The 17,790-nt window shown below is 47.4% G+C and carries 19 protein-coding genes; 18 read left to right on the top strand and 1 reads right to left on the bottom strand.

The features are described from left to right. Positions 1–80 precede the first annotated feature (80 nt). The 5 genes from PWYN_RS24025 (at position 81) to PWYN_RS24005 (ending at position 3,852) form a co-directional block, all read left to right on the top strand. The gene (locus PWYN_RS24025) at positions 81–635 is read left to right on the top strand and encodes a QcrA and Rieske domain-containing protein (protein WP_036657129.1); all 555 of its coding nucleotides are present in this window, start codon (positions 81–83) and stop codon (positions 633–635) included. Between the two features lie 5 nt (positions 636–640). Continuing rightward, positions 641–1,312: a menaquinol-cytochrome c reductase cytochrome b subunit gene (qcrB, locus tag PWYN_RS24020; RefSeq protein WP_036657126.1), complete on the top strand. Its 672-nt coding sequence runs from the start codon at positions 641–643 to the stop codon at positions 1,310–1,312. Positions 1,313–1,342: 30 nt separating this feature from the next. Next, positions 1,343–2,215: a menaquinol-cytochrome c reductase cytochrome b/c subunit gene (locus tag PWYN_RS24015; protein ID WP_036657124.1), complete on the top strand. Its 873-nt coding sequence runs from the start codon at positions 1,343–1,345 to the stop codon at positions 2,213–2,215. Positions 2,216–2,309: 94 nt separating this feature from the next. After that, positions 2,310–2,927, top strand: coding sequence for a DUF1405 domain-containing protein (locus PWYN_RS24010; RefSeq protein ID WP_036657121.1), 618 nt, complete (start codon positions 2,310–2,312; stop codon positions 2,925–2,927). 58 nt (positions 2,928–2,985) lie between these two features. Beyond that, a complete protein-coding gene (locus PWYN_RS24005) occupies positions 2,986–3,852 on the top strand; it encodes a sporulation protein YpjB (protein ID WP_052088371.1) in 867 nt (288 codons plus the stop codon). 566 nt (positions 3,853–4,418) lie between these two features. Here PWYN_RS24005 and PWYN_RS24000 read toward each other — a convergent pair. Continuing rightward, on the bottom strand, positions 4,419–5,288 hold the full coding sequence (locus PWYN_RS24000) for a YitT family protein (RefSeq protein WP_036657119.1): 870 nt from the start codon (positions 5,286–5,288) through the stop codon (positions 4,419–4,421). A gap of 103 nt (positions 5,289–5,391) precedes the next feature. Between PWYN_RS24000 and PWYN_RS23995 the strand changes: the two genes are divergently transcribed. The 13 genes from PWYN_RS23995 (at position 5,392) to dinG (ending at position 17,770) form a co-directional block, all read left to right on the top strand. Beyond that, positions 5,392–5,721 (top strand): nucleotide pyrophosphohydrolase, encoded by a 330-nt coding sequence (locus PWYN_RS23995; protein ID WP_036657116.1) that lies wholly within the window; start codon positions 5,392–5,394, stop codon positions 5,719–5,721. Between the two features lie 57 nt (positions 5,722–5,778). Next, the gene (locus PWYN_RS23990) at positions 5,779–6,300 is read left to right on the top strand and encodes a tetratricopeptide repeat protein (protein ID WP_036657114.1); all 522 of its coding nucleotides are present in this window, start codon (positions 5,779–5,781) and stop codon (positions 6,298–6,300) included. 33 nt (positions 6,301–6,333) lie between these two features. Continuing rightward, a complete protein-coding gene (gene dapB / locus PWYN_RS23985; RefSeq protein ID WP_036657112.1) occupies positions 6,334–7,137 on the top strand; it encodes a 4-hydroxy-tetrahydrodipicolinate reductase in 804 nt (267 codons plus the stop codon). Between the two features lie 18 nt (positions 7,138–7,155). Then, positions 7,156–7,575 carry a methylglyoxal synthase gene (gene mgsA, locus PWYN_RS23980; RefSeq protein WP_036657109.1) on the top strand — a complete coding sequence of 140 codons (420 nt, stop codon included), beginning with the start codon at positions 7,156–7,158 and terminating at the stop codon, positions 7,573–7,575. Beyond that, entirely contained in the window at positions 7,572–8,291 is a 720-nt protein-coding gene (gene bshB1, locus PWYN_RS23975) for a bacillithiol biosynthesis deacetylase BshB1 (protein WP_036657107.1), read from the top strand. The genes mgsA and bshB1 overlap by 4 nt, the downstream gene beginning before the upstream one ends. Positions 8,292–8,318: 27 nt before the next feature. Further along, complete coding sequence (gene bshA / locus PWYN_RS23970; RefSeq protein ID WP_036657105.1) at positions 8,319–9,479, top strand: N-acetyl-alpha-D-glucosaminyl L-malate synthase BshA; 1,161 nt, start codon at positions 8,319–8,321, stop codon at positions 9,477–9,479. 12 nt (positions 9,480–9,491) lie between these two features. Next, positions 9,492–10,787 carry a CCA tRNA nucleotidyltransferase gene (locus PWYN_RS23965; protein ID WP_036657102.1) on the top strand — a complete coding sequence of 432 codons (1,296 nt, stop codon included), beginning with the start codon at positions 9,492–9,494 and terminating at the stop codon, positions 10,785–10,787. Beyond that, on the top strand, positions 10,774–11,574 hold the full coding sequence (locus tag PWYN_RS23960) for a biotin--[acetyl-CoA-carboxylase] ligase (RefSeq protein WP_052088369.1): 801 nt from the start codon (positions 10,774–10,776) through the stop codon (positions 11,572–11,574). The genes PWYN_RS23965 and PWYN_RS23960 overlap by 14 nt, the downstream gene beginning before the upstream one ends. Positions 11,575–11,910: 336 nt before the next feature. Continuing rightward, positions 11,911–12,777: a 3-methyl-2-oxobutanoate hydroxymethyltransferase gene (gene panB, locus PWYN_RS23955; RefSeq protein ID WP_036657100.1), complete on the top strand. Its 867-nt coding sequence runs from the start codon at positions 11,911–11,913 to the stop codon at positions 12,775–12,777. Between the two features lies 1 nt (position 12,778). Beyond that, positions 12,779–13,669, top strand: a complete 891-nt coding sequence (panC, locus tag PWYN_RS23950) for a pantoate--beta-alanine ligase (protein WP_036657098.1) — start codon at positions 12,779–12,781, stop codon at positions 13,667–13,669. Next, positions 13,662–14,045: an aspartate 1-decarboxylase gene (panD, locus tag PWYN_RS23945; protein WP_036657095.1), complete on the top strand. Its 384-nt coding sequence runs from the start codon at positions 13,662–13,664 to the stop codon at positions 14,043–14,045. The genes panC and panD overlap by 8 nt, the downstream gene beginning before the upstream one ends. A gap of 106 nt (positions 14,046–14,151) precedes the next feature. Next, the gene (locus PWYN_RS23940) at positions 14,152–14,793 is read left to right on the top strand and encodes a tetratricopeptide repeat protein (protein WP_036657093.1); all 642 of its coding nucleotides are present in this window, start codon (positions 14,152–14,154) and stop codon (positions 14,791–14,793) included. Positions 14,794–14,908: 115 nt separating this feature from the next. Further along, positions 14,909–17,770, top strand: coding sequence for an ATP-dependent DNA helicase DinG (dinG, locus tag PWYN_RS23935; protein WP_036657090.1), 2,862 nt, complete (start codon positions 14,909–14,911; stop codon positions 17,768–17,770). Positions 17,771–17,790 lie beyond the last annotated feature (20 nt).

Here is a 17,790-nt window from a genome sequence, read left to right as displayed (position 1 = left end):
AGAGAAATATCAGAGAAATATGGCATCTTTGGGGCTTCACTGATAGGTGCTTGATACTTTGAAGAGGGGGTTATAACAATATGAGCAGCCATAATGAGCAACAAGAGACCTGGCCCGACAAACCACCCGGCCGCAAAGAAATGTCACGCAGACAATTTTTAACGTACACGCTCGGCGGCGCAACAGCCTTTATGGGAGCCGGCGCGATCCTCCCCATGGTCCGTTTTGCTGTGGACCCCATTCTACATAAGAAAGGCAAAGGGGATTTCATTAAGGTAGCGGAGACCAAGATCATTACAGATCAACCTCAGGAATTCACCTTCGAGCTTCAGCAGCAGGATGGTTGGTATGCGAGTACTGCTACACTAACTGCCTGGATTCGTAAAAATGAAAAAGGAGAAATTTATGCACTCTCACCTGTTTGTAAGCATTTAGGCTGCACGGTGGGCTGGAATAATAACAAAAGCACTCCTGATGAATATCATTGTCCTTGCCACGGAGCGCGCTACACAAAGGCGGGCAAGAACCTTGAAGTAGCTCCTAAACCACTAGACCAATACACACTGAAAATTGAAAACGGATGGGTACTTCTGGGTGATATCATTCCGAATTCCGAAGTCAACAAGGAGGCGTAAATCTGATGTTTAAAAATGTCTATAACTGGATCGATGAGCGTTTGGACATTACGCCAATTTGGAGAGATGTGGCTGATCATGAGGTTCCCGAGCATGTAAATCCAGCCCATCACTTTTCGGCGTTTGTGTACTGCTTTGGCGGACTTACTTTTTTCATAACCGTTATACAGATTTTATCAGGAATGTTCCTGACGATGTATTATGTTCCCGATATCATAAATGCTTATGCCAGTGTTGAATATTTGCAAACTAAGGTGGCCTTTGGACAAATTGTTCGCGGCATGCACCATTGGGGCGCAAGTCTAGTTATCGTAATGATGTTCTTGCATACCATGCGCGTATTCTTTACCGGATCCTATAAGGCTCCACGTGAAATGAACTGGGTAGTGGGGATGCTGATCTTTTTCGTGATGCTGGGCTTGGGGTTAACGGGCTATCTACTCCCATGGGATAACAAAGCATACTTTGCCACTAAAGTTACACTTGAAATTGCTAATTCCGTTCCCGTTATGGGGCCGGTGCTTAAGGAACTGATGCAAGGCGGAACAATAGTCGGAGCAGAAACACTTACCCGGTTCTTTGCCCTTCATGTATTCTTCCTCCCGGCGGTACTGCTTACTCTGCTTGTAGGACACTTTATTATGATCCGCAGACAGGGTATCTCAGGCCCGCTATAAAATAGCAAACCTATAGAGAGGAGGAATATAATGGCACACGGGGACAAATCCAAAGAAAAGATTGTATATGTCGGCGATACACGTGTACGTAAAGGCAATGGATTTATTTCACCGCCAGACTATAGTGCTTATCCGGGCAAATCAGAAGCCTTTATTCCTAATTTTCTGTTGAAAGAATGGATGGTCGGGGTAGTTGTGCTTGTTGGAATACTAGTGCTCACCATTTCTGAACCGGCACCGCTTGGTTTTCCAGCGAGCGCCACGGCAACAGTTATTCCGATTCCCGATTGGTATTTCTTGTTTCTATATCAATATTTGAAGCTTCCTTATGCATCAGGCAGCTACATCGTACTTGGGACACTTGGGGTTACGGGTGTTGCCTTCGGAGCACTTCTCCTAGCACCGTTTCTGGACACGGGCAGAGAACGTCGTTTCTATCGCAGACCGATTGCTTCATCATTAATGTTTCTCTCCCTAGTAGCTATTATTTATCTTACAAATGCTGCCTGGACCGACTACAAACATGAGATGGCTGCAACCAATCAAATCCCTGAGGATGTTCAACGTGAAGAAAAGGCAGCAGAAAACAAGGCCAAAGGCCTTCCTACTTCCAGTGCTGTAAAACCTAAAGAAGTTGCCATAGTGGACAAGGATGATCCGGCAATGGCTTTATTTAAACAAGCAACCTGCATTTCCTGTCATGCGACCGATTTAAAGGGTGGAGGAGGACCTTCACTCCGCGGTGTGGGAGATACACATGACAAGGAAGGTATTCTGACGATAATCAAAGAGGGCACTGGAAATATGCCCAAGATGTATGATGTTGCCATGGATGCGGGTCTAAGTGATAAGGATATTGATGATCTGGCAGGATGGCTTGCGAAACAAAAAAGTGAACAGTAAAATAAGAGTATGTCGCGAAGCCTGATCGTATATGCGGTCAGGTTTTTGCGTGAGAATAAGTACAGTAGGGATAATTCGGGGGGATAATGGATCTATGCTTGGGAAATGGAGCGAAAAAATACTTATAAACCGGTGGTTCTTATGGTTGCTCTTCACCGTTAACTTCCTCGGGACGATCTATGGTTACATATGGTATGGAAATCAACTCGAATACACTGCCGCCAATTACCCGCTCTGGCTGTTGCCGCTTGTTCCTGACAGTCCGACAGCCAGTCTCTTCTTCACCATAGCACTGCTATTTCTGCTCTACCCACCAAAAAGCATAGCAGTCACAACCTTGCGTGGGTTGATCGAAGCACTAGCTGTCATTACATCGATTAAATACGGGATATGGGCGGTCAGTATGATCGTTGCCGGAGGCTATCAAGGAGACGTTATCAGCTGGAAAGACTGGATGCTGATGATTTCCCATACGGGGATGGCTATCGAAGTCCTTCTATATGCCAGATTTTTTTTCTATCGAAAAATGCTTCCCCTTGCCCTTTTTTGGACTCTATTTAATGATACTGTGGATTATTCTTACGGGGTATATCCATGGCTGCCAAGAGTGCTTGAGGATGATGTGGTTAAAGTTCAGACGTTCACTTATGTCTTGACCTTGTTTAGCGCAGTTGTAGCTTGGCTGCCAAAGGGGCGTAAACAGGCATTGTAACCTTTTGTGTTCTAACCCTTGTCCTTATGCCATAACTATAAGGCAGGAGGGATGTCTCATGCCGCGTAAGGGGTATTATCGAATTATTATTCTTCTCTTTTGTTGGATACTGTACCTGGCTTTAGGGGGAATTACGGCCTTTGCAGCTACTATTGGTAATACCGCCGGGGCTGGCAACGGTGCTGAGCAAGGGAACGCCAAAAGCCGGGCACTTCAATTGGAACAAGCCGCAAAGACTTTATATGGACATGTCTTGGAAGGTGATGTAACCAAGGTCCGACAGGGGACGGAGGATATATCCCGCCTGTTTGTTTCATCTTCCTTCGAGGGTCTTACTTCAGTAGAAGGTATTAATGCGCTGTCAGGAGTTATTATGGATCTCAAGGCGGCTGTGGCCGGAGTTGAGGTTTCACCCCAGCGTTGGGAATCTGCTGCAGCTAAATTACGACTTGCGACTAACGCTCTTAACCACCCGCGTCAGCCGATTTGGACACAATATTATAAGCTGATCCGTGAGGATCTAAATAACATGGAAAAAAGCTCAACACTTAATGATGTTGCAGCTTGGAAAGCTGCACTTCAGCGTCTTCAAAGCCGTTATGATACCATTAGACCGGCAGTAATCATATCCCGGCCGGCTGAAGAGGTTAACACCTTCGATTCCTGGCTTTCCTATGCAGCGGGTGCGATTACTTCTTCCCAGCCGCTTGACCGTACACGGCTGCTCGAGATTGTCTCGTATGGACAAGAAGCTGTGAGGGTGTTGTTCGGTAAAGAAAAAGATGAGCCGGCCTTATCTTTACCTATGGCACCGGAAGAATATGGGGTATGGGCAATGCTCGCAGCTTGCTTCATTATGGGGGCGCTGGTATACACCGGTTACCGCAAATACCGTGCAGATAAGAAAGGGTGGAGAACGGTCTAATTCACTGCGGCAAAATCGTCAACCTACAGAAGTTTCAATATATATAGTTGCACAATGTACACTTATATTTCTCCCATAGCACACATTAGGGTGTTTAATTGCACTTTATACACTTATTTTTGGGTATTCCGGGGTGTAACCGACATATCCGTGTTTTTAGTTGCACAAAGTACATCTATCCATACATCCGAGCGCCAAAGGCTAGAAATAAGTGTATAAAATACATCTATTACACTGACTTCCTCCGTTTTTTCGGTAGGAAAGGGTTAATTTTATGTAAGAGAGTAGAAAGTAGTCCAGAAGCGAGAAGGTACGAAAGGTAATATGAAAAACCATAGGAGCGATAGCAGCGCCTTGTATCCGAATTAATGTTACTACTTTTATGAGAAGCTTCCATGCGAACCCGTTGGAAGTCAATGATCGGCTTTGAATTCACCTTAAATCAAAAGTTCAGTTCTATAGAGCTGAACTTTATTAGTTAATATAAAAGAGCCGATTTGAATGGTAATCTCCATTCAACGGCTCTTTTTGTGAATTTTGTAAGTGAAGTAGCAAGAGCATTAGGATTAGGTTTCGCGGAACCCCTCTCCGTGTACATCATGAACGTCATTGATAATAACAAATGCCCGAGGATCGATGGACTTAACTAGCTGGCTGAGTCTGCGGATTTCCTGCCGTGAAACCACACAATAAACCATATGCTTCGCCTGCTTGGAATAAGCACCGATGGCAGGAATCAACGTCACTCCACGATCCATTTCCACTGTGATCAAATCGGCAATTTCAGGAGCGTGATCGCTGATGATAGTAAAGGCTTTAGCAGCATATGCACCCTCTTGGATAAAGTCAATAACACGGGAAGAAATAAATACAGCCACCAGTGTGTATAGGATCTTTTCTCTGGGGATATAAAGCAGGGAAGCACCAATAATAAGGATATCAATAGAAAGGATCACCTGGCCCATACTCCAACCGAAGTTCCGTCCGCAAATTCTGGCGATGATATCGACACCGCCGGTGGTGCCACCAAACCGAAAAACGATACCAAGACCCGCCCCTAAAGTTACCCCGGCATATAATGAAGCAAGAATGAAATCATTTTTTGTAGTGAAAGGTACAATCCAACCGGAGTGGATCATTCTTTCGAACAACCACAGGAAGAAGGTAAGTGCTCCGATTCCAACTCCTGTATAGGCAATTTGCTTACCTCCCAGAATTTTCCACCCTAAAAAGAATAACGGGAGATTCAGTATTAGAGTCGTCAGGAAGATAGGGATTTGGAAGGCATAATTCAAAAGAATTGTAATCCCCGTTACGCCGCCCTCCATTAACTGGTTAGGGATAATAAAATAGAGCAGCCCGAATGCATAAATAGCGGTTCCGAGCAAGATGGGTGCTACGGTTTTGGTTATTGCAAATGTTTTGGTTGAATTCATATGATCCCTCATTATTTAAAAAAGATTTGTCTTCAAAACGTCTTTACGATAACATAGGGGCAAACAGAAGGCAAGATCCAGCAAGGAGGATGAGGTACTGTTTATGGAAAAAAGTCTTGGTGACATACAGCGTGAAGTGGACGCCTATATATCCCAGTTCAAGGAAGGGTACTTCAGCCCTTTATCTATGCTAGCGCGAATGTCCGAGGAAGTCGGAGAACTGGCGCGGGAAGTTAACCATCAATTCGGTGAAAAACCGAAAAGGCAAGATGAAGCGGATAATTCCATAGAGCTGGAGCTTGGAGACATCATGTTTATAACGATTTGTTTTGCCAATTCTTTAGGTATTGATCTAACGGAAGCGCATAATAAGGTTATGCATAAATTCAATACACGCGATGCTGATCGATGGACCAAAAAACACACAGATTGACCTGTGTTATCATATGCTGTACCAAACGACCGGCATTTAGCCGTGAGGATGGTGCATATGAGTCCAGATGATTATATTAGGCAGGCATACCGCTGTATACTGCGCAGTGACTTTGCAGAAGCCATTGTTTGTTTCGAAGCGGCAATTTCAGAAAATCCAGGTGATGCGGAAGTCCGTTACCGCTGCTCTATTACCTATGCTCGTAACGGAAGATTAGACAAGGCCATTGAACACGCTCAAGCTGCCGTAAAGCTGGATCGCAGCAAGCCGGAGTATACTTTGCACCTGCAGCATTTAAAGGGCTTAACGCTTGTTCAGGAAGCCAAAGTATTGCTTGAAGCGGAAGAGAAGGACAGTGACAATCCTTACCGACCTATTACCTTATTAAAAGAAGCTGTAACGCTCGATCCCTTGAACGGGGATGCTTATGTATGGCTTGCTCTAGCCTATAGTCGAATGAATGAACACATGCTGGCAATTGCTGCTTTGAAGGAAGTAATCTCCTTGCATCCCGATGACGCCGGGTTGCGGCAATTAATGAAAGATCTTCAGAAATCACTACAAAAGTATATGCATTAACCATAGAACCAATGAAAGCGGGGGAGTCATCAAATGAGTAACAAAATCAGAGTTATTGTAGCCGGTGCTGGTGGAAGAATGGGAAAAGAAGTGGTGAAGCTTGTACTTCAGGATGATGCCTTGGAGCTGGCGGCGGCGGTTGACCGCTCTCCGCAAGAGCAGGATGCGGGCCGGCTCGCCGGCCTTCCGGACGCCGGAATTGTTGTATCTGAGGATTTAGAGGAAGCGCTAGCGTCAAGTACAGCTGACGTATTGGTTGATTTCACTACACCGCAATCTGCTTATAGGAATACGGCACTCGCTATTAAATATGGAGTCCGTCCCGTGATTGGCACTACAGGGTTCACACCTGAACAGATTGCCGAGCTGGACAAGCAGTGTCTGGATCAAGGGATAGGCGGTTTAATTGCACCTAACTTTTCAATTGGCGTAATCCTAATGATGAAGTTTGCAGCACAGGCTGCCAAATATTTCCCTCACTTAGAGATTATCGAGTATCATGGAGACCAGAAGCTTGATGCGCCTTCAGGTACAGCTATAAAGACAGCTGAGCTGATCTCTGAAGCCCGGCAGGAACTTCGTCAAGGCAATCCTCAAGAGGAAGAAACGATTGAAGGCGCGCGCGGTGGATATTACAACGGGTTCCGTATACATAGTGTACGTCTTCCCGGAGTATTTGCTCAACAAGAGGTTATCTTTGGAGGTTTTGGCCAGTCCTTAAAGATTAGGGCTGATTCCTATGAACGGGCCGGATATATGCCGGGTGTCAAATTGGGCATTCAAAAGGTTATGGAATATACCGGAATGATATATGGTTTTGAACATTTTATTGAGTAGATGGGAGAGAACTGCCAGATGAAAGTAGCATTTATCGCACATGATCGCAAAAAAGAAGAAATGGTTAATTTTGTTACCGCCTATGAACATGTCTTTGAAGGACGTGAGCTATACTCTACCGGAACAACAGGCCAAAGAATTATGGAAACAACCCAGCTGAAGATACACCGTTTTATGTCAGGACCTCTGGGAGGAGATCAGCAAATAGGCGCATTGGTCGCTCAGGATGAGCTTGATCTTATTATCTTTTTACGAGATCCATTAATGGCTCAGCCGCATGAACCGGACATTACAGCACTGCTTCGGCTTTGTGATGTCTACGGAATTCCGGTAGCTACTAATATTGCTACAGCTGAGATTCTAGTTAAGGCGATTGACCGCGGTGATTTTGCTTGGCGGGATCTTGTACATAAGTACAAACCGGGTGTGGATGAATGAAGCTCGATATTCTTATCTTTGGTGCCCATGCAGATGATGCTGAAATTGGAATGGCAGGAACGATTGCGAAGCATACGGCTGCTGGATTTTCAGTTGGCTTGTGTGATCTTACGGCTGCGGAGATGTCCTCTAACGGTACGGTAGAAAAGCGCAAGCTGGAAGCCCAGCAGGCTGCAGAGGTGTTGGGGGTTAAGGTAAGAACTAACCTTGGACTACCTGACAGGGGTCTTTTTATAACAGAGGAGCATTTGGCAGCAGTGACTTCGGAGATTCGCAAGTACTCTCCGGATCTTGTGTTTGCTCCCTACTGGGAGGATCGGCATCCGGATCATATCGCTTGCAGCAAGCTGGTTGAAGAAGCTGTATTTAATGCCAAACTCCGTAAATATCTGCCGGATATGCCGGCAGTATCGGCACCTCAACTTTATTTTTATTTCATAAATGATTTAGGGCGCACGGATCTGATCGTTGATGTGACAGAGCATTACGTAGATAAAGAAAAGGCGCTATCCTGCTATCGTTCACAATTTCAGAAGACTCCGGGGGAGGACTTTGTCTCGACCCCCTTAAACGACGGTTATATAGAACGAGTACGATCCAGAGATATGCTGCTCGGGCAGCGAAGACTTATACCTTACGCGGAGGGTTTTGCTACTAAAGTTCCCCATACCGTGGGGTTGTTCGCTGCAGGATCTTCGAGCGTACAGAAGCCTTAATCAGAGGTCAGAGAGGGGGACGGAACGATGGAGCGGTTGTTGAAAATAGGCATTACCTGTTATCCGTCTCTTGGCGGCTCGGGTGTTGTAGCAACTGAACTGGGCAAGCTATTGGCTGAGAAAGGCCACGAAGTTCATTTTATTACACATAGTATCCCGTTCCGGCTTGGAACGTTTCAGAAAAATATTTTTTATCATGAGGTTGAGGTCAATGATTATTATGTTTTCCGTTATCCTCCCTATGACTTAGCGCTGGCTACCAAAATGGCTCAGGTCGCCAAAATGCAAGGACTTGATTTGTTGCATGTGCATTATGCAGTTCCACATGCGGTTTGTGCTCTTCTGGCTAAACAGATGCTTGGGAATCAGATCAAGGTTGTCACTACGCTGCATGGTACTGATATTACCGTATTAGGCCATGATGAATCGCTTAAGGATCTTATTCGTCTAGGAATCAATGAAAGTGATGCAGTAACAGCCGTATCATTGGATCTTATTCAGGAGACGCACCGCGCACTCGATATTACGCGTAATATTGACTTGACTTATAACTTTGTAGATAAACGTGTCTATTATCCGCGTGATATTTCCGATTTACGTGATGATTTTGCTACCCCTGACGAGAAGATACTTATGCATATTTCGAATTTTCGTCCGGTTAAGCGTGTCAGCGATGTCATTGATGTTTTTGCACGTGTGAGCGCCCGGCTTCCTTCTCGTCTATTACTTGTAGGTGAAGGACCGGAACTGCCGAAGATACAGGCTAAGATCGCTGAGATGGGGCTGGAGGACAAAGTGCGATTCCTTGGCAAGCAGGATGAAATCGCCCAGGTTATATCTATGGCTGATTTGCTGCTGCTGCCTTCAGAGAAGGAGAGCTTTGGTCTGGTAGCACTCGAAGCAATGGCTTGCGGTGTGCCTACCATCGGTTCAATGACCGGGGGGATCCCTGAATTAATTCAGCACGGAAAAACCGGCTTTCTCGCACCCGTCGGTGATACGGCAGCTATGGCTGATTACGCTATAACTCTGTTATCGGACGAATACAAAGCGCAGCAGTTCAGGGAGGCATGTCTCAGACGGGCGTGTGAGGATTTCAATAAAGATAAAATTACGAGACAGTATGAAGATATATATTACCGAGTACTGGGTTGCAAGGTACCCGGAATGGACGCAGTCCGAGGATAAGGGGTTATAGGTATGAATTGGACAATGGCAGATCCCGGCATGGCGATGGCTGCCGAAATTGTAGTCACCCGGCTGACCGCAAACGGTCATGAGGCTTTTTGGGTGGGGGGCTGCATTCGTGATGAACTTCTGAACCGTCCTGTACATGATATGGATATCACTACCTCCGCTTTACCTGAGGAAGTCTTATCTATCTTTCCCCGCTGCATTCCTACAGGATTGCAACATGGGACAATTACAGTGCTGCAGGATAAGTACGGCTTCGAGGTTACGACCTATCGGACAGAGAGCACATACGCCGATCATCGCCGTCCAGAGCAGGTTGTATTTGTAAAAGATGTGAAGGAAGACCTCCGCCGGCGGGACTTCACCATTAATGCGATGGCCTGCGGCGTAGAGGGCGAACTTATCGATCCGTTCTACGGAGCGAAGGATTTGGATCGTCGTCTCGTACGCTGCGTAGGAGACGCTGAGGAGCGCTTTGAAGAGGATGCGCTGCGTATGCTTCGCTGTGTACGGTTCGCCTCCACGCTGGACTTCAGCGTTGCCAAGAACACGTGGCGGGGGCTGCTGCGCCAGCGCGATAAGCTGGCGCATATCGCCGTGGAGCGTGTCCGCGCGGAGCTGGAGAGAATTGTGGAGGGACCGCATCCGTGGCGCGGTCTCGGTATGCTCTCGCGCAGCGGACTGCTGCAGCGCGGCAAGGCCCCGTTCCCCTGGATCGGTTCCGACCTGGCGGCAGCCGCCGCCTATGTGGCCGGGATCGGGGAACTGGAAAGCGCCCGCCTGCGGTGGGCGCTGCTCCTTCATGCCCTGGGGCGGTCGGCCGCTGAGGCCGACGAGCTCCTGCGGGCATGGACGTTCCCGGGGGCGACGCGGGTCGGCGTCGCCGGGGTGCTGCGGGTCCGCGAAGCTTGGACCGCTGCCCTTGAAGAAGTGCCGGCGGGGGACCCGGCCGGCACCGACAAGCTGCGGCGGCGTTGGATCGCCGCCGTGCTGACTCACGGGCAGGACGCCGCCTGCGGATGGCTGACGCTGCTGAAAGTGCTGCCTGCGGATAGCCCCGACGAACTTAAGGATTTCCCTGCTGTGGCTCAGACATGGATGTCCTGCATGACCGTGACCGGACTTGCAGATCTGGCCGTTGGAGGGACTGAGCTGGCAGAAGCCTTGGACAGACGACCCGGGCCTTGGTTAGGGTTAGTTCTAAATGAGCTGCTGCTGAAGGTGGCTACAGGGGATATTCCTAACGATAAACAACAATTACTTGCAGAAGTAAAAAGGATGGTTGGACATGAGCAACTATGATACGCTGCTGCTGGCCCATTTAAGACGGGAGCCTTCCGCTTCGGGCTGGACGGGTGGGCTGCAGCTTCTGGAGACGGTAGTGTCCACTCAGGAGGAAGCAAAAAGACTGGCGGAAGACGGAGCCCCGGAAGGGACGGCGGTCATCGCTGAAGAACAGACCGGTGGAAGAGGCCGGATGGGCAGGAAATGGCATTCTCCGCGGGGGAAAGGCATTTGGATGAGTGTTATCCTTCGCCCGAAGCTTCCCCTACACTCCACCCCTCAACTTACCTTGTTAGCAGGTGTGGCGGTTTGCAGAGCGATACGTCGAGTTGCCGGTGTTGGAGCCGGGATCAAATGGCCTAATGACCTGTTGGTCTCTGGGCGCAAGGTATGCGGAATTTTACTGGAATCCAGCATGAATGAAGGGCAGCTTCAGTACTGCATTGCAGGGATAGGGATAGATGCTAATCTGGCTGAGGACGATTATCCGGACTTCTTGAAAGGCATTGGAACTTCGCTAATGATTGAACGCGGAGGAGCTCCTGTGGATCGTGCAGAGCTTGCCGGAACGGTTCTGTCTGAACTGGAATTACTATATTCTTTATATTTGGAGCAAGGATTTAGACCTATCGGTATGCTCTGGGAATCTCTATCGGTGACACTAGGTCGGCAGGTTGCCCTGAATACAGCTCAAGGGCGCAGTGAAGGCAAGGCGGTTGGGCTTGATAGTGACGGGGGACTGCTGCTGGAAAATCATCATGGACAGATATTCAGTGTGTGTTCCGGTGAAATCGAGATGATATAACTCGGCAAGGGGTTCACCCCTTGTCATATTTTTTGGTGTATTTGTGAAATCAATTTGGTATACTATGGCTAGAGGCAGTATCAGAGGATACGAACTGCACTCTGCGTATGAATTAACTTTAGCGTTTGAAATTCATGAATCATTGGATTTACCTTCATAACTGTGTTATCGGTTACGTTGGATTCTGCTCTGAGCCGTAAGGACCGAGACAGAAGGGACGACACGCGAGTGACTCTTCTTACTGCCCTTCGGACCTTTTTAGCGGACATGCTAAAGGGTTTTTTTGTTTGCGCGAGTGACGCGTAAATGTATTCAAAAAAGGGGAGCGAAGCTTAAATGGCTGGAAAACAAGCATTGAACATTGTGAAAATGAAAAAAATGAAATTGGATGGTGTGCCTCTAAGCATGCTGACCGCATATGATTTTCCTTCTGCACGGCTGGCTGAGGAAGCGGGAATTGATCTCATTCTGGTGGGAGATTCTCTAGGTAATGTGGTTCTTGGGTATGACTCTACCTTGCCGGTCACTATTGAGGACATGGTCTACCATACCCGGGCAGTGACCCGCGGTGCGGAGCATACTTTTATCGTTGCAGATATGCCGTTTATGACCTATCACGGCGGAATTGACGAGACGCTGCGGAGCGTAAGAAGACTGATGCAGGAAGGCCGTGCTCATGCCGTCAAAATGGAAGGCGGACTGGAGATTTGCAATACTGTGGCTTCAGTGGTTTCCGCAGGTGTGCCCGTTCTTGGTCATATAGGACTTACACCTCAATCTGTCAATATGATTGGCGGTTACCGTGTTCAAGGCAAGGATCCACAGGATGCGAAACGCTTGATGGACGAAGCGAAGGCTCTGGAGGCTGCAGGTGCGTTTGGAGTGGTGCTGGAGCTGGTTACAGAAGAAGTAGCCGAAGCTATTTCAAAAGAACTTAGTATCCCTACCATTGGAATTGGTGCGGGTCGTTACTGTGACGGTCAAGTACTGGTTTTTCATGATCTCTTGCGTTATGCATCCCCATACCGGGAAAAGCGTTTTGTCAAAACCTATGCAGATGTTGGAAGCTTAATCCGTGAAGGGATTAGTCAATATGTACAAGAAGTGAAGCAACGTTCCTTCCCTGATGAAAGTCATATCTTTGCAGCGGATGAGACCGTACTTGAATCATTATATGGCGCTGCCGGAAAAGGAGTGAAATAAGATGAGAGTGGTAAGAAATGTAGAGCAATTACGTGAAGCGATGGAATATATGCGCGGTGGCGGTCATGGACCGATCGGTTTGGTTCCGACTATGGGTTTTTTACACGAGGGACATGGGAGCCTTCTGCGCCGGGCCGGGGAAATGTGTGGTACGGTCGTGATGAGTATTTTTGTCAATCCGTTGCAGTTTGGGCCCAATGAAGATTTCGAATCCTATCCGCGTGATGAGAAAAGAGATCTGGAACTCGCCGAGCGGGAGGGTGCCGATATTGTTTTTATTCCTAGTGTGGAGGTCATGTATCCTACACCGATCCGTACCCAAGTATCTGTAACCTCACTGACCACTCAGCTTTGCGGAGCTTCGCGTCCGGGTCATTTTGACGGAGTTACAACCGTAGTCTCCAAGCTGTTCAATATGGTGCAACCCGATTATGCTTTCTTCGGTTTAAAAGATGCTCAGCAGGTGGCTGTATTGCGGCAAATGGTTTCCGACCTCAACATGAATGTTAACATTATAGCCTGCCCAATTGTACGCGAAAGTGACGGCCTGGCGCTGAGTTCACGAAATGTTTATTTATCTAAGGAAGAACGTGATCAGGCACTTGTCTTGTCCCAGTCACTCCAAGAAGCCCGGCAAGCCTTTGAAGAAGGCAAAGCCAATACAGTGGCTGAGGTACAACAATTACTTGTATCTGTGATTTCGCGTTCACCGCTTGCAAATATTGATTATGCCGAGATTTTAACCTTTCCAGGGTTAGATTCTTTGGATGCCGATGCTTCCCTAATGACTATAGATGGTGAAATTATAATAGCGTTGGCTGTGAAGTTCGGCAAAACTCGTCTTATAGATAATATTGTATTCACGCCGAAGGAGGTTGTCGTTCTTGTTTAGACATATGATGAAGTCCAAAATACACCGTGCAACGGTTACGGAAGCTAATTTAAATTACGTGGGCAGTATTACCATTGATGAGAACTTAATGGAAGCCGCTGATTTATTAGAGAATGAAAAGGTGCAGATCGTTGATAATAACAATGGATCCCGCCTTGAGACTTATGTGATACCAGGTCCGCGCGGAAGCGGAGTAATTTGTCTTAACGGCGCAGCTGCCCGGCTGGTGCATCCAGGGGATACAGTAATTATCATTTCTTATGTAATGCTGTCTCAGGAAGAACTGAGTACTCATAAACCAACCGTCGTATTTGTTGACGATAATAATAAGCTGCTTAAGCAGGTTGATCACGAAATTCACGCTACAATAGCCTAAGCAATTATATATGTAATCAATGGAAGGGATGAAAGGACTGCTCTCGGCGAAAAATGAAGTCAGGCAAGTTGAACTGATTTCATTTTCAGTGAGGGTGGGATGTCCCGTGTTTCAACATTTATTTGCTGAAATGAACGAGATGCTACGCGAAATCATTATTGATTACCCTACAGCGGAGGGTGCCCGCCGGGAAGAGCTTTTATGCAAGTACAATCTGCTTCGTCGCCTTAGTGATGATGTGATGGATGAGTGGCTAGCGTTTGCAGAGAAAATGAGTGATTTTAACCAAGGGACGGACTTAACCTTGGAAATGGAAGAAGAACCGCCTCAGCGTGAAGCTCCAGAACTCTCCATGGAGTCCTTTGCCAGAGGACAGGGGTATTATAAACTGCTTATGTACCCGCAATGTATTGAGCAGTTTAAGACGGTCATTACCCGCTATCCGGAGAGTCTTTCAGGTCGTTTGTATTTAGCCATGTCGTTCCTTCATCAGGGTGAAGGCGAAGCGGCTTGGGTGCATTTGGAGCACATGGTGACTTTGGTAAGGAATAGGAAGCTGAAGGCAATGGTTTATAATGCCATGGGCTGCATTAGAGCTTCTCAGGAACGTTTCACGGAGGCTCGGGAGCTATTTAGTTTATCTCTGCAGCATGATCCTTCACTTCCTGAACCGAATGTTAACCTGGAGGTCTGCCGGAGCAAAGGCGGGGAACTTCAGTACGGAAGTCAGCTTGTTTCGCTTTTATAATCATAGTCCGTTATCTTAAGCGATGCATCCTCTGTCAAAGCGGTGTGCATCGCCTTTTTTCGTAACTTCTGTTATGCTGATAAGGAGTCTCAAGTGAAAGGGAATAGAACTTATAATGAAATTTGCCGTGCTTGATTTTGAAACTACCGGAACCCAATCTGTGGGTGAAATTATCCAGGTTGGACTCGCCATAATAGAAGAAGACCTGTCCATCTCCCGTGTCTACGGTTCTTTCGTCAAGCCCGCAGCACCCATTCCGCCCTTTATTACCGGTCTAACCGGAATAACCGACAGTGATGTGGAGAATGCCCCAGAACTGGAAGAAATGATGATGGAGCTTGTGCCCTTATTGGATGATGTTGTGCTCGTTGGGCATAACGTCTCCTTTGATTTTCATTTTTTGCAAAGTGCCCTGGACCGGTGCGGATATTTGCCGTTTCAGGGTCGTATTTTGGATACGATAGATTTTCTCAAAATATGTTTTCCATCCCTGACCACTTACCAGCTCGGAGCTGTCACTTCTCAATTTGGCCTCACGCATGAACGTCCGCACCAGGCGGACAGCGATGCTCATGCTACAGCTCTTGTGCTGCTTAAATGTCTAGAGGAACTATATAGCCTCCCCTTATTAACCATTCAACGCCTCAGTGAGCTCTTTACAGAGTCAGATGGTGACATGGGCTGGTATTTCGACGGTCTGCTCCGTGAACGGGAAATGGAGACCTTCCAGCCCGAAGGAGATTTGACCTTTTACCGACAGCTTGCCCTTAAGATAGGGGACTGGAACGAGTTGGCTCTTCCGCGTGCTGACAGTCATGAGAATCCATTAGAGCATTTATCTTTTACAGATTACATGTCTGAGGTAACCAAGCGCCTTAAAGAAACTTTGCCGCATTATGAAAGTCGGGAAGCCCAAGAAATCATGTTCGGCGAGGTCATGAAAGCACTGGAGGAAGAGAAGCATCTGTTGATCGAGGCAGGAACAGGTACAGGAAAGTCTCTTGGGTATTTACTGCCAGCCATTTATCAGAGTGTTCTTACAGATCAGAAAGTCATGGTCAGTACTCATACCATTAATCTTCAAGACCAACTGCGTGAACGAGATATTCCTTTGCTAACTCAAGTGGTTCCCTTTCCCTTCAAAGCTGCGATTTTTAAGGGCAGAGGGCACTATTTGTGTCTTCGGAAATTTGAACATAAAATTAATAGAAGAGACTTTATCAGCCCAAGAGAAGATATTATCACTTCAGCGCAAATGATTGTCTGGTTGACCCAAACGGAATCCGGGGATGATGAAGAGCTGAATATGGGTAACCGTGGCGGAGATTTCTGGGAAACGGTAGCTAGTGATACTGATTCCTGCCTAGGACGTTCCTGCCCTTGGTTCCGCAAATGCTTTTACCACCGGGCAAAGCATGAGGCAAGTATCGCTGACGTGGTCATAACGAACCACTCGAAGCTGTTCGCAGATGTAAAAGCGGGACATCAACTGCTCCCTGCATATGAACACTTGGTTATCGACGAGGCTCATCATCTGGAGGATGTGGCTGGTAAACATCTGGGGATGCACATGAAGCATTTCACTGTGGTTCACACACTTTCCCGACTGTTCAAAGACAGCCGTAACGGTCAATTGCCCACACTTCGCCAGCAGCTGCAATCTGCCGGAAGTGAGCAGGCCTCTGAATGGAGTCTAATTATTGATAGGATTTATTCCGATTTGATCACTGTCAAGGAGACATGGGACACATTAAGTGAGAAGTTATTTGGTCTTCTTCCCGAACGGAGTGATGCGGGTGCAGGAGAAGCTGGGCAACTGGTTATGCGTCTTCTCCCAGGCAACAAGCCGAAGAACTGGGAGGAGCTCTCTACCTTGGAGAGCGGGATGATAACTACCCTTAGTGATGCCCTGCGTTCGGGCGAGAGAATGCTGAATGAAATGCGGGATCAGGAGGGACAGTCCTCTTCAGACAGCCTTATAACTGATATTGGTGGATTATTTAAAGATTTGGCAGCCATTCGGGATAACGTGCGTTTTTTTATGGGCTTGAATGACGAGAATGTTGTATATTGGCTGGAGGCAAATGGAAATTACCGCAGCAAGTCTTTACAGCTCTATGCCGTTCCCGTCGATGTCAGTTCCCAATTAAAGGAGCTTTTCTTCGATAAGAAAAAAAGCATCGTGCTTACCTCGGCAACATTGTCTGTTGATAAATCATTTCAGTTTATGATTGATAATTTAGGGTTAAATGAAGCTGCCGAGAACGGTCGGCTAATGACCGCCCTTCTTCCTTCTCCCTTTCATTACAGGGAACAGGCGCTGCTTGTGATTCCAAGAGATTTTCCAAGTGTGAAAGGCAGCGTGGGAGATGCCCGCTTTGTCGATACGCTGGTGCAATCGCTTGCCGAAGCGGCAGTGACGACCCGAGGAAGAATGATGGTGCTATTCACATCCTACCGTATGCTTCGTCAGGTATACGATCCCTTGAAAGAAGCTCTGTCTTCACAAGAGATAACGGTACTAGGTCAAGGGATTGAAGGAGGCAGCCGGAGCAAGCTTATTCGCCGCTTTCAGGACAGCAATGCTTCGGTCCTCTTGGGGACCAGTAGCTTCTGGGAGGGCGTAGACATTCCGGGCGAGGCTTTGACCTGTCTGGCCATTGTAAGGCTTCCTTTCCAACCGCCTAACCATCCACTGGCGGAAGCGAAATCGGAGCTCCTGCAGGCCCAGAAGAAGAATCCTTTTATGAAGCTGTCAGTGCCTCAAGCAGTGATTCGGTTCAAGCAGGGTTTTGGGCGGTTAGTCAGGACTGCACAGGATAAGGGAATTGTAATTGTGTATGATACCCGAGTAATCGAATCTTATTATGGAAAATATTTTCTTTACTCTCTACCGGGGCCCAAAATGGAGCATATGCTGACAGATCAGATGGTCCCGCGTATTGCAGAATGGTTAGAGGAGGGGGGCGTCTCCTAAAACGCCCGATTTTTTGCACT

This window comes from Paenibacillus wynnii (genome assembly GCF_000757885.1).
Classification (GTDB): domain Bacteria; phylum Bacillota; class Bacilli; order Paenibacillales; family Paenibacillaceae; genus Paenibacillus_AQ; species Paenibacillus_AQ wynnii.
The sequence above is the reverse complement of the archived record's forward strand: the minus strand, read 5'-3'. Positions and strand labels throughout refer to the sequence as shown.